10 protein-coding genes, 1 tRNA gene and 1 pseudogene are annotated in these 11856 nt (G+C 70.0%); 4 read left to right on the top strand and 8 right to left on the bottom strand.

Annotation, left to right across the window (positions count from 1 at the left end; all coding sequences use genetic code 11):
- Positions 1-125: 125 nt before the first annotated feature.
- From ACF09J_RS25200 to ACF09J_RS25180, 5 genes are all read right to left on the bottom strand, one after another.
- The gene (locus tag ACF09J_RS25200; protein WP_392307686.1) at positions 126-1574 is read right to left on the bottom strand and encodes a cellulose binding domain-containing protein; all 1449 of its coding nucleotides are present in this window, start codon (positions 1572-1574) and stop codon (positions 126-128) included.
- A gap of 33 nt (positions 1575-1607) precedes the next feature.
- Positions 1608-3200, bottom strand: coding sequence for a beta-N-acetylhexosaminidase (locus ACF09J_RS25195; RefSeq protein ID WP_392307685.1), 1593 nt, complete (start codon positions 3198-3200; stop codon positions 1608-1610).
- Between the two features lie 98 nt (positions 3201-3298).
- Positions 3299-4171 carry a carbohydrate ABC transporter permease gene (locus tag ACF09J_RS25190; protein ID WP_392307684.1) on the bottom strand — a complete coding sequence of 291 codons (873 nt, stop codon included), beginning with the start codon at positions 4169-4171 and terminating at the stop codon, positions 3299-3301.
- Positions 4168-5151, bottom strand: a complete 984-nt coding sequence (locus ACF09J_RS25185) for a carbohydrate ABC transporter permease (protein WP_392307683.1) — start codon at positions 5149-5151, stop codon at positions 4168-4170. Before ACF09J_RS25185 ends, ACF09J_RS25190 begins: the two co-directional genes overlap by 4 nt.
- A gap of 39 nt (positions 5152-5190) precedes the next feature.
- Positions 5191-6453, bottom strand: coding sequence for an extracellular solute-binding protein (locus ACF09J_RS25180; RefSeq protein ID WP_392307682.1), 1263 nt, complete (start codon positions 6451-6453; stop codon positions 5191-5193).
- 297 nt (positions 6454-6750) lie between these two features.
- On the opposite strand from ACF09J_RS25180, the gene ACF09J_RS25175 reads away from it, so the two are divergent.
- Both ACF09J_RS25175 and ACF09J_RS25170 read left to right on the top strand, forming a co-directional pair.
- Positions 6751-7593, top strand: a complete 843-nt coding sequence (locus ACF09J_RS25175; protein ID WP_392307710.1) for a GntR family transcriptional regulator — start codon at positions 6751-6753, stop codon at positions 7591-7593.
- A 985-nt stretch (positions 7594-8578) separates the two neighbouring features.
- Complete coding sequence (locus tag ACF09J_RS25170; protein WP_392307681.1) at positions 8579-9034, top strand: DoxX family protein; 456 nt, start codon at positions 8579-8581, stop codon at positions 9032-9034.
- A 270-nt stretch (positions 9035-9304) separates the two neighbouring features.
- Here the strand turns inward: ACF09J_RS25170 and ACF09J_RS25165 are convergent.
- From ACF09J_RS25165 to ACF09J_RS25155, 3 genes and pseudogenes are all read right to left on the bottom strand, one after another.
- Positions 9305-9994 (bottom strand): annotated as a pseudogene (locus ACF09J_RS25165) (aminotransferase class IV); the annotation flags it as partial.
- Positions 9995-10223: 229 nt separating this feature from the next.
- A tRNA-Met gene (locus ACF09J_RS25160) sits at positions 10224-10297 on the bottom strand.
- A 144-nt stretch (positions 10298-10441) separates the two neighbouring features.
- Entirely contained in the window at positions 10442-11002 is a 561-nt protein-coding gene (locus tag ACF09J_RS25155) for an ester cyclase (RefSeq protein WP_392307680.1), read from the bottom strand.
- A gap of 258 nt (positions 11003-11260) precedes the next feature.
- Here ACF09J_RS25155 and ACF09J_RS25150 point away from each other — a divergent pair, with 258 nt between their 5' ends.
- Positions 11261-11389: a hypothetical protein gene (locus ACF09J_RS25150; protein ID WP_392307679.1), complete on the top strand. Its 129-nt coding sequence runs from the start codon at positions 11261-11263 to the stop codon at positions 11387-11389.
- Positions 11390-11410: 21 nt separating this feature from the next.
- Positions 11411-11815 carry a hypothetical protein gene (locus tag ACF09J_RS25145; RefSeq protein WP_392307678.1) on the top strand — a complete coding sequence of 135 codons (405 nt, stop codon included), beginning with the start codon at positions 11411-11413 and terminating at the stop codon, positions 11813-11815.
- The last annotated feature ends 41 nt before the right edge of the window (positions 11816-11856 follow it).

The following is an 11856-nucleotide window of genomic DNA, read 5'->3' as shown; positions in this document are numbered from 1 at the left end:
CCCGGCGGGGGGGGGGGGGGGGCGGGGGGGGGGCGGGGGGGGGGGGGGGGGGGGCCGCCGCGCCCGCCCCCCCGCCCGGGCCGGGGCGCCGCGGCCCCCCCCCCCCCCCCCCCGCCGGGGCGGGTTCAGTTACCGGGCACCGTGTCCTCGAACGCGGTGCCGGCCGACCGGTAGGCGGCGACCTTGGCGCTGACCTGTGCGGGGGTGAGCACCTGGTCCTTGACGTGCAGGACGTAGTCGATCTGCTCCTGGTAGGCCCGCGGGGTGGTGGACGTCTGGCCGTCCAGGTCGATCAGCCACTGGTTGAAGTTGATCGACATCGGGCGCTCGGGCAGGTACGCCGCGTCGTGCGTGCCGAACAGCCGCCCGTCGACGTAGTACGTGATGGCGTGGTTGTCGATGGTCAGCATCAGGTCGTGCCAGCCGTCGTAGCTCTGCCGGCCCTCGGTGTGCTGGTTGACCGCCACCCACGGGTCGGGGTTGTAGGTCTCCCAGGAGGTGGTGTACAGAATGCTGGACGGCTCGCCCCAGCCGCCGTTGGGCAGGTACTCGAAGTCGTACTCGGAGTAGTCGTCGGCCATCGGCGCCTTGAGGTCGTTGATGGTGAAGAACGTCTGCACCAAGTGGTCGCCGTCGGGGCCGGAGGTGGGGGCGTCGGCGAACTTGACGCGGACCGCGTAGGTGCCGTTCTTGAACTTGGTGGCCTTGGTGAGCACCTCGGTCTGCTTGGTGCCGGAGGCGGTGCCGTTGGTGGAGGTCTTCAGGTTCATGACGGTGCTGCCGCCGCTGCTCGGGAAGGTGACGTCTGACGGGTCCCAGGTGGCGCCGGGCACGCCGGGTCCGCCGGAGTTGGAGCGGACCGACCAGCCGTGGGCGGAGATCGCGGGGTCGGTGTACGAGCCGTAGCTGAAGTCGTCCCACAGGGTGCCCGAGCCGCCCGGTGGGTCGGTGGGCGGCTCCGTGGTCGGCGGGTCGGTGGGCGTGTTCCCGGCGGGGGCATCGCCCCAGACCAGGGAACCGGCGCGGGTGGCGGTGACCTTGGTCCAGTCGCCGTAGGAGGTCTGGGCGGCGCCGAAGGAGTAGTCGTCGTCCTGCCGCACGGGCTGCCAGGTGGACTGGTAGAAGCGCAGCTGCATGTCTCCGGTGTCGGTGCCGGGGGCGAGGGAGCCGGCGCCGGAGGTGAAGCCGATCTCCAGGTAGCGGTCGGCTTTGGCGGTGGGGTTGGCGAGGGTGCCGAAGGTGCCGGCGATGTTGGCGCAGCCCTTGACCGCCCAGGAACAGGCGAAGCGGTAGGAGGCCGCGGCCGAGTCGGCCTTGAAGTAGTAGCGCAGTCTGACCTCGCTGAGCGGCAGGGCGGTGGAGCCGGTGTTCTTCACCTTCAGCCAGGGTTCGCTCTGGTCGGCGGTGGCGCCGGTGGCGCTGGTGCGGTACTGCACCGTCAGTTCGCCGGCGGCGCCGGCGGTGCCGGGCAGGGCGGCCAGGGCGGTGGCGCCCAGAACGGTGGCGACGGCGGCCGCGGCGGTGCGCAGACGGGCGCGGCGTGGCCCGGCCGGCCGGTTCTCGCTGCTGGTCACAGGGGGTCCTCTCCGTGTGCGATCGGGTGGATGTCATGCGGAGGGTCGTGCGGAGGGCGCTGTATCGGCGGGCGCCGCCGTTGTGCGCGGCGCGGTGAGGGGGTGGTGGCGGACGCCGAGGGCGGCCAGCCGGGGTTGGTGCGCGGTGAGCCGGGTGGTGAAGTCCGGCCAGGTGGTGGGTCCGGTCCAGGCCCGGTCGGCCAGGGCGCACAGCCGCGGGTAGGCGAGCCGGTCCAGGTCGGCGGCGGTGGGGGCGAACTCCGTCCAGATCTGCGCCTGGGTGCCGAGGATCCGGCCGCCGTCCGCGCCGGGCGGCGGCGGTGCGGGGTCGCCGCGGTGGACGGCGCGCAGGTCGACGACGTGGCCGGGCTGGGCGGGTGGTCCGTCCGGGTCGTCGTCCTGGGCGTAGTCGAGGTAGGTGGTGCGGTGGTGGGTGAGGACGACGTCGTGGCCGCGGCGCAGGGCGTCGGCGGCGTGGGCGGGGTCGCGCCAGCTCATCGCCGTGAAGCCGGGAGGCAGGGATGTTCCCTCCTCGGCCCAGGCGACGGGGCGCCGGCCGTGCTGCGTGAGGAAGGCGCCGGCCTGGCCCAGCAGCCAGCCGTGGAGCGCGCCGGGTCCTGGCAGCCGCTCCGCGGCGGCGCGGGCACGGGCGGCGGGGCTGTGCTCCCATTCGGTGGTGGGGCACTCGTCCCCGCCGAGGTGGACGTAGGGCGAGGGAAAGACCTCCATCACCTCGGCGAGTACGGCCCGGCAGAAGTCGAGCACCTCGTCGTGGACGCCGAGGACGGTGTCGCACACACCCCAGCGGGTCCACACGTCGAGGGTGCGGCCGGGATGGTTGCCGAGGTGCGGGTAGGCGGCGAGGGCGGCGCGGACGTGGCCGGGTATCTCTATCTCCGGGACCACGCGCACGCCGCGCCGGGCCGCGTAGGCGACGAGGCCGGTGAGTTCGGCGCGGGTGTAGGCGCCGCCGTGGGGGCGGCCGTCGAAGCCGGCGGAGGTGTCGGGCCCGTTGGCCGACTCGGTGCGGTGGGCGCCGACGGTGGTGAGGCGGGGGTGGGAGGCGACGGGCATCCGCCAGCCCTGGTCGTCGGTGAGGTGCAGGTGGAGGACGTTGAGCTTGTGCAGGGCGAGCAGGTCGACGTGGCGGCGCAGGGTGGCGGCGTCGTGGAAGTGGCGGGCCACGTCGATCATGAGGCCGCGCCAGGAGTGGCGGGGTACGTCGGTGATCTCCACGCAGGGCAGTTCCCAGCGCTCGCGGCGGACGGCGGCCGTGGAGAGGGCCTCGGCCGGCAGGAGTTGGCGCAGGGTCTGCACACCGCGCAGCAGCCCCGTGGGCCGGGCGGCGCGCAGCAGCACGCAGTGCGGGGAGACGGTCAGTCCGTACCCCTCCGCTCCGAGGCCGGCGAGTGTCGGGTCGACGGAGAGGGTGACGGTGCCGGACGGCGAGGGGGCCAGGGGCAGGCCGGCGGCGGGGTTCAGCAGGGTGCGCAGCAGGCCGGCGGCGTCCTCGGCCTCGCCGGTGGCGCGGACGGTGGTGCGGGCGTCGAGGGTGAAGTGGCCGGAGCGTGCGGCGATCCGGGTGGGCCGGGGCATGAGGGCCTGTTCGCGGCGGGGTGAGGGCACGGGTGGGCCGCCTTCCGGGAGGGGGCGCGGGAGGGTGCGGTGCACGGGCGGGTCCCCGGCCGGCGGGAGGGCGTGGCCGGCGGGGTGGCGCGGGGCGCTCAGCCCTTGACGGCCCCGGAGGCGAGGCCGGAGGTGACGTGGCGCTGGAGGGCCAGGAAGACGACGAGGGCGGGCAGCGCGAAGAGGGTGGAGGCGGCCATGGTGGCGCCCCAGTCGGTGCCGAAGGTGTCCTGGAAGGAGGAGAGCCAGACGGGCAGGGTGCGATGGTCCTGGTTCTTGATGATGAGGAAGTTGGCGTAGGCGAACTCGTTCCAGGCGGTGATGAACCCGAAGAGGGAGGTGGCCATCAGGCCGGGGGCGAGCAGGGGGAAGGCGATGCGCCGGAACGCCTCGAACCGGTTGCAGCCGTCGACTTGGGCGGCCTCCTCCAGTTCCGGTGGGATGGTGGTCATGAAGCCGCGCAGCACGATGACGGTGAACGGCAGCGTGATCATGAAGTAGACCAGGGTGAGGGTGAGGAGCCGGTCGAGCATGCCGGTGTCGCGGGCGATGATGTAGATCGGGATGATCAGCGACTCCCACGGCGCCATCTGGGCGACGAAGACGGCCAGGACGAACTGCCGGCGTCCGCGCCACCGCATGCGGGCGACGGCGAACGCCGCGGCCAGGGCGACGACCAGGGAGAGCAGGACCGCGCCGGCGGTGACCAGGAGGCTGTTGCGCCAGAAGTGGGCGAAGCCGTCGGCCTGGACGGCGGTGCGGAAGTGCTCCAGCGTCCAGGTGCGCGGGAGGAACTGCGGGTCGGCGGACTGGATGTCGCGGGACGGTTTGAAGGCGGTGGCGACCATCCAGTAGACGGGGAACAGGCAGAGCGCCACGGTGAGCGCGGCGCCCGCGTGGAGCGGCAGGCGGCGCAGCCGGCGGGTGGCTTCGCGGCGGGGCGCCGCACCGGGGCGGCCGACGGCACTCACAGCCCGTCCTCCTGGCGGAACATCTGGCGGAGGTACAGGACCAGGACGCCCGACATGAGGATGACGGTGACCATCGAGGCCGCCGAACCGAGGTCGTAGCGCTGGCTGGACAGGGCGGTCTGCACCGCGTAGACGGGCAGGATGGTGGTGGCGTCGCCGGGGCCGCCCTGGGTCATCACCCAGATCTGCACGAACGCCTTGAAGGTCCAGATCACCTCCAGGCACAGGACGAGCATCACGATCGGCCGGATCATCGGGAAGGTGACCGACCTCAGGACGCGGAAGGCGCCGGCGCCGTCGATGCGGGCGGACTCGTGCAGTTCGGCGGGGACGGTGGTGAGCGCCGAGTACAGGGTGATGGCGGCGAACGGCACCGACTGCCACACCACGAGCAGCACGAGGATGGCGAAGGCCGCCGTGCCGTGGGCGAACCACGGGTACCGCTCGAAGGAGCCGAAGCCCAGCGAGGTCAGCGCCCAGTTGACGACGCCGAACTCGGAGTGGAAGAGCCACCGGAAGACGGTGGTGGCCGCGACCACGGGCATCGCCCAGGCCATGACGAGCGAGCTGAGCACGGCCACCCGCCACACGCGGCCGAGCCGCTGGATCATCAGCGCGACGAGCAGGCCGATCACCATGATGAGGGCGACGTTGACGGCCATGAAGAGGAACGTGCGGCGCACCACCGTCCAAAAGCGCGGATCGGTCAGCAGCGTCCGGTAGTTGGCGAAGCCCACGAACCTGGCGTCGCCCATGATGAGCTGGCGCAGGCGGAAGTCCTGGAAGGAGATCAGCACGGCCCGGGCGAGCGGGTAGACCAGCAGGTAGAGCATGCCGAGGACGGCGGGTGCCACCAGCAGGTAGGGCCAGGGGCCGCCCCGGTCGCGCGCGGCGCGGCGGGCGGCCGGCGGTTCGCCGTCCGCCCGGTGCCGGTGCGGCCGGACGGATCGGGGAACGGCACGTTCTCGAACGGCTGACACGGCTCCTCCTCTCGTACGGGGCGGGCCGGGCGGGCGGGGTCAGGAGGCGCTGTTCATCGCCCGGGTCATCTCCTCGGACGCCTTCGTCGCCTGCTGTTTCATGTCGTGGCCGGTGAGGGCGGCGGTCATGTAGTCCTTGACGGGGTTCTCGGCCTCGACGGCGGCCCAGCCGGGCGTGTTGGGCGTGGCATGGCCCTGGGCGGCGCCCACGGCCATGGCGGCGGCGCCGGGGTCGGAGGCCACGGCGGAGGCGAGGGAGGTCTTGTTCGGCACGTAGCTCATGGCGAGGGCGAGCTTCTTCTGCCAGGTGTCGCCGGTCAGTTCCTTCACGAAGGTGTAGGCGGCGTCCTGGTGTTTGGAGGCGGCCGGGACGACGAGGTCGGAGCCGCCGGTGAAGACCGCGCCGGGCTTGTCGGCGGTCTTGCCCGGGACGGGGAAGAAGCCGAGCTTGCCCTTGAGCGCGGGGTTCTGCTCGGTGACCACCTTGGCGTTGCCGGGAACGGCGATGATCTGCGCGACCTTGCCCTTGGCCATGACCTCGGCCTGCGGCGGGTTGGCCTCGTCGGCGTCCTTGGGGCCCTTGCCGAGCGCCTGGAGCTTCTTGTAGAACTCCATCCCCGCCAGGGCCTGCGGGGTGTCGAGGGCGCCCTTCCACTTGCCGCCGTCCCGCACCGCCAGGTCGCCGCCCTCGTCCCAGATGAATCCGGCGAGGGCGTACCAGGTCTGACCGGTGAGGTAGATGCCCTGCTGGTCGCCCTTGTCCAGCTTCCGCGTCGCGGCGATCCACTGGTCCCGGGTCCTGATCGCGGCGGGGTCGATGCGGGCCTGCTGGAAGAGGTCCTTGCGGTAGACCACCACGCGGTTGGCCGCGTAGTACGGGATGCCGTACTGCCTGCCCTCCCAGGAGCCGGGCTCGGCCAGTCCCTCGAGCCAGGTGCCGCCGTCGAGGTCGGTCTTCTTCGCGGTGAGGTCGACCAGTCCGCCGCTCTGGGCGTACTGGGCGACCTGGGTGTTGCCGACCTCGATGACGTCGGGTGCGTCGTTGCTGGCCAGCGCGGCGGTCACCTTCTGGCCGATGCCGTCCCACTCCTGGATCTGGATCTTCAGAGTGATGTCGGGGTGGGCCGCGCCGAACGCGGTGGTGAACTCCTTCTGGAAGGCGGCCGAAACGCTGTCGCGCATCAACCAGACGGTCAGCTCGGACTTGCCGTCGCCGGACGCGTCGTCGGAGCCGCCGGAGCAGCCACTGAGGGCGATGGCCGCGGTGAGGACGGACGCACCGGCCAGCAAGCGGAACTTCACGGTTCACCTCGGAGGACTCGTGGATGGCGCGGAACAGGGAACCAACGAGCCTGGCAGGCTGACCAGTTGGCCACTGGACAGGTTCACCTGTTGGTGCTGAAAAGCTGGCATGACCCGGACAGGTCGTCAAGTCTCCTACAAACAAAGGAGTTTCCGTCCACGAGCGGAGGGACACAGCCCGCCCATACTTGACCAGTGGACGTAAAGTCTTCCTGACCAGTGCGGCGTTGGGAGCGACGTGTCAGCAACTGGTCATCCGTGAGCGCCGCGTGGGGCGGCTGGAAGGGGGACGACGCGATGGGCGACAGGGAGCCGTCCGGCGGTGTGCTCAAGCGCGAGCGGGTCCGCGACGCCGTACTGGAGATGGTCGAGGAACGCCGGCCGGGGGACGCGATCCCCTCGGAACGGGCCCTGTGCGCGCAGCTCGAGGTGTCCCGGCCCACCCTGCGGGCCGCGGTGGACGAACTGGTCACCGCCGGCGTCCTCGTCCGGGAGCACGGGCGCGGTGTGTTCGTCGCCCCGGACAAGATCACCCAGGAACTGGTGCCGGGCCACCACTCGCTGAGCGTGCCACAGGCCTCGGGCACCTGGTCGAGCCGGCTGCTGGAGTTCACGACGGTGTCGGCGGGGGCCCGAGTGGGCCGCAGACTGCGCCTCTCACCCGCCGCGGAGATCGTCTACGTGGCCCGCCTGCGCCTGGTGGACGGCTCCCCGATGGCGATCGAGCACCTGCACATCCCGGCCGCCCTGGTACCCGGCCTCACCGCCCGCGAACTGGAGAACGGCGACCTCTACGAGCATCTGCGCACCCACCACGGAGTCCACGTGAGTGAGGCGACACAGGCGATCGAACCCACGGTGGTGACCCGCGCCGAGGCGGAGGTGCTCGACGTGCCGGAGCTGTCCCCCGCGCTGCTCTTCGAGCGCCTGACCACCGATACGGCGGGGCGTCCCGTGGAGTACGTCCACTCGCTCTACCGCGGCGACCGCTACCGGATCGTCTCCCGTCTCACCCTCGGGGCCGACGCGGCGCCGGCCCCGCCGCCCCACGGACACCACCCGGGCATTCCGCCGGGCGACCTGGCCCACGGCGACACGGTCGCCGCGTCCACCCTGGGGGACGTGCAGGACGACCGCTGAGACATACGTGTGCGCCGGCCCGCGCGGGCGGCCGGCGCGGCTGGGCGGGTGGCGAAGGTCCAGCGGTTGGCGGCGAGGGCGTCGTCCCGTTCCGGGCGGGGGCCACGGCCGAGGCGGCGGGTGAAGTCGAAGGGTGTGCGGACCTCCGTATGCCAGCCGCGCCCGGCGAGGTCGGCCGCCGAGTCCAATCTCGGGTCCGGGTCGAACAGTGCGAGCAGGTCGACGCCGATCCGCTCACGGGCCGCCGCATGGACCGGTGAGTTACGGACCGCGCTGGACTCGGCCCCGTGCTTCACCTCGTAGGCGAGGGCGCTGCCGGGGGCGCTGTGGGCGTCGATGGTGTCGATCAGTCGGCGTTCGGCGTCCGGCGGCAGGTACAGCAGCAGGCCCTCGGCCGGCCAGGTGGTCTTCCTGGTCGATCTCGAAGACCGTGCAGCGGATCGGCCACGGCAGCCGGTACGCGCGAAATGATCCCGATTTCACTTGAGTTCGGCCGGGATCCTGAGCATTGTCCCGCAATGAAAGCTCCCCACCTTCACGGCGACGGTGGGGCATCACGAGGCTGCTATCCGTGCAGCCGTCGGCGATCGTCATGGTGTTGCCGAAGCTGAACGCGGCGGTCCGACGCGCTCCCGCCCGCCCTCACGGTCCGACTGAGTAAAGAATTCACCTGGAACACCGGCCCAACTGGTGCTGCCCGGCCGATTCGGGTCACGGAGGCGCGTCGGGCGCGAAGACGATCCGGTCAGGCAGAAGCCAGGCCGAAACCACTCCGATCACCCCTTGGAACGCCTATGCGGGAGGTGACGCCCCTTACCTCTGCGGCGAAGGCGGCGCAATTCGGACTCGGCGGCAGGGTGGAACCGTTGGCCAAAAGTTGAACTTGCAAGCATTTGCCAGGTGTCCCTAACGTAGCGCTCATCGGTTTCCGTTCCCCCTAGACCGGTCCGTGCGCGGACCGGAACAAACCGTAGGAGCCCCCCACATGACCGCGCGTCTCAACAGTGTCCAGCCATACGTCGTCGGACTGTTCCGCATCGTCGTAGGCCTGCTCTTCACATGCCACGGAGCCGCCTCGCTCTTCGGCGTCCTCGGTGGCGCGGCGGGCACCAAGGGCGGCACCGTGCCGACCGGTGCCTGGCCGTTCTGGTACGCCGCCCTGATCGAGCTCGTCGCCGGCGCCCTGGTGCTGCTCGGACTCGGCACCCGCGGTGCCGCGTTCCTGGCGTCCGGCTCGATGGCGTACGCCTACTTCGATGTGCACCAGCCGTCCGCGCTGTGGCCGATCCAGAACGGCGGAGACCTGCCTGTGATGTTCTGCTGGTCCTTCCTGCTGCTGGTCTTCACCGGCTCCGGCGCGTTCGGCCTCGACCAGTTCATAGCCTCCCGGCTCGCCGCCGGACAGGAGACCGAGCCGGCCTCGGAGCCCGTCACGGCCTGAGCCCTCACGTACAGAGCGCCTGCGCCCTGTTCCACGCCTCGCAGAGGGTCCTGGCCTGCGTAAGTCCAGCAGCGCGACCAGATCGAGCGGCGCATCCGCACGGCCATTGGCCGGCTGCTGCCCGGATGATCACCCTGATGCGCCGTCGCGTCACTCGCCGCGCCTCGCCCGCGGTGGACGTCAAGTTCGGGCGGAGCGCGGTACCCCTCTACGAGGCTTTCCGTCACGGTCGGCATGCAGAACCCGTGCATCGCATGTGCGCCGCCACCATCAAACAGTCTCCCAGGGAACGGAGTCCCATGCCTTCCCCAACAGCGTGAATGCTTCTGGCGGGTTCGGGAACGACACGTCGTCCAGACTGGCCAACGGCTGTGCTGGGCACCAGGAGTAGCTGGCGAACGCCGCCTGGTAATGGGTAAGGTCCTGCGCGACCACGCGGCTGGTCCGTGTCTGCACTCCGATGCGGTGAAGACCCGTCGTCAGCAGCTGTTCGGTGATGCCTGGCAGCTTTGGCGCCTGTGGCCACGTGATGGTCTCACCGTCCCAGAGCCCAAGGTTCCAGATCGACCCCTCGCTGATGGCTCCGTCCGGTCCGGTGAAGACGACATCATCGAAGCCCTGGGACTTGGCGACTCGGCGAGCCCGGGTGAGTCCCATAGTTGCGGTGTGTTTCAGGTGTGCGGATTCCCGAAGGTATGGCATGGAGCGCACGCTCCACGGCGTCTGGGGAGTTTCAGGAACCGGATCGTTCAGTGACACCATGACGGCGAGATCAACGTCTGGGGTTGGGACAGAAAGGTCGCCTGATCTGGCGAAGACGGCAATCCGTGCGGACACATCACCCGGCACCTGCTCCAGGGCTTGCCGCAGGAGCGAGCGGATGCGGTCGGCCCCCGGCGTCGCCATGAAGAGTTCCTTCGATGCGTCGTCGAGCCTGCGCAGATGCAGGTCCAACCCCCGAACACGTTTCCTCGCACCTGCATTGAGGTGAAGTGTCCGTAGTTGACGGTTGCCACGCGGTGCAGGTCAGCTATTGAGGGAGCAGCACCGTTGATCTCTACGTACAGCATCCTGGCAGAGTATGCCAACAGCCGATGTGGGACCCCCGAGCAGGTCGACACGGCAACACTCAACGCATGCACCGTGGGAACAGGAAAGGGCCCGGATGTCCGGGCCCTTTCCGTTCTCGTAGCGGGGACAGGATTTGAACCTGCGACCTCTGGGTTATGAGCCCAGCGAGCTACCGAGCTGCTCCACCCCGCGTCGGTACCCCCACTCTACACACACGCGGGAGGGCCACGCGACGCACGCCCTGCGAGCGCGTCAAGCCCACCGGTGACGCGTCGCACCCGCCTCACCCTTCGAACATTGATGATCGTTGCGCGCGACACCCGTGGTCGGGCCGGCTCAGCGGACGAAGTCGGGCGCTGTCGTGTCGGTGAGCCGCGGGTCGGGACTGCCGCCGGCCATGGACAGGGCGCCCTTGACCATTCGGACGAGCTTGAGCAGGCCGCTCGGCCTGCGCCTGTCCACGCCCGCGACCAGTTGCTTGAGAACGCTCAGCTGGTCGAAGTAGATCCGCTCGGTCACGAGGTTCTCGTGTTCGTCGAAGATGAAGTACGCGTTCATACGCGTGCGATGAGTGGCGCCTGTCGGCGGGATCTTGCCGAGAGGGCCGAGATGTGTGCCCAGAAGCCAGAACTCCACGATGACGGCGTCGACGCTGTGGCGGAACGCAATGATCTCGTGACGCTGGTCAGGGAAGGCGACGCGTGTGTCGTCGTAGTACGCACGCACTTCGGCGTCGCCGTCGTGCACCTGCATCGACGCGATGAGTTCGTAGTGGGGGTGCGGAAAAGTGGACAGGGTGGCGTCCCAGTCCTGCGCGACCTCGTCACGGAAGTGGTCGAGGACGAGTTTCTCCCGGGCCCGAAGCACGGACTCATCAGGAAGTACGAACCGGTTCAAGGTGACTACCCTTTACCTCGTTTAAATCGGAACATGACGATCTGTGATGCGCCGCGCCTGACCTGTTCAGGCTCGTCGCCACACCAAGTCGCGACCCCGGCGTGGACCGCTGCCGCAATGCCGCTGCCGGCGGCCTGCCGGACGGATGCGCCGAGCGGACACAGACCGACAGCGCGAACCCGATACCGACCGTGGCGAAACCGGCGTGCAACGGGAAGGGAACGATCCTCACGGGTGAAGTCTGCACATCATGTCCAGGTGAATTACCCCGAGTCTGACCCCCTCGACGACCTCACCGCGAAGCTGCCGCTGGACTGGCTGGAGCACCCATACCCACGGGCGCTGCTGGAACAGGCCGCCGAACAAACCTGTGAGAGCCGGCAGTGAGCCTGTGCCATTCTGCTCGCCATGTCCGCACGAAATCGAAGACTGCCCCGGCATCGCGCCTGGCCCCTGACCACCACCGACATCAACGAGTGTCTCGGCCCTTACATGAGCCGCGTCACGGACCTGCAGTTCGTCACGGGGCATGGCAGCGGGGCCATCGTCCTGGGAGCAGAATGGGTCGCTCCGAACCCCAGCAACTACGGCCGCAGCATCCACCCGGACATGGTCGGCTTCCGCATAGACGTCCACCCGGTCGATGCCACTGAACGTGCTGCCACCCGCGCTGTTCTACGGGCGCATGCCCTCCCGCAGCTCCACGAATGGATCACGCAGGCGACCGCTGCCGACGAGACCTGGCAATTGACACCTCACCAGCACTACTGGCGGCTCACCGACGGCCACCTCACGCACCGCGACGAAGCGTGAACCAAGCCGGGACGGCAACACACGCACGCCCCCACGAAGCC

Source organism: Streptomyces sp. NPDC014889 (genome assembly GCF_043081205.1).
GTDB lineage: Bacteria > Actinomycetota > Actinomycetes > Streptomycetales > Streptomycetaceae > Streptomyces.
Note: the sequence above shows the minus strand (reverse complement) of the source record. Positions and strands in the feature narration are given on the sequence as shown.

Coding starts and splice junctions, on each gene's coding strand:
- ACF09J_RS25175 (WP_392307710.1), top strand. CDS start 6,751: ATGGGCGACAGGGAGCCGTCCGGCGGTGTGCTCAAGCGCGAGCGGGTC.
- ACF09J_RS25170 (WP_392307681.1), top strand. CDS start 8,579: ATGACCGCGCGTCTCAACAGTGTCCAGCCATACGTCGTCGGACTGTTC.
- ACF09J_RS25145 (WP_392307678.1), top strand. CDS start 11,411: ATGTCCGCACGAAATCGAAGACTGCCCCGGCATCGCGCCTGGCCCCTG.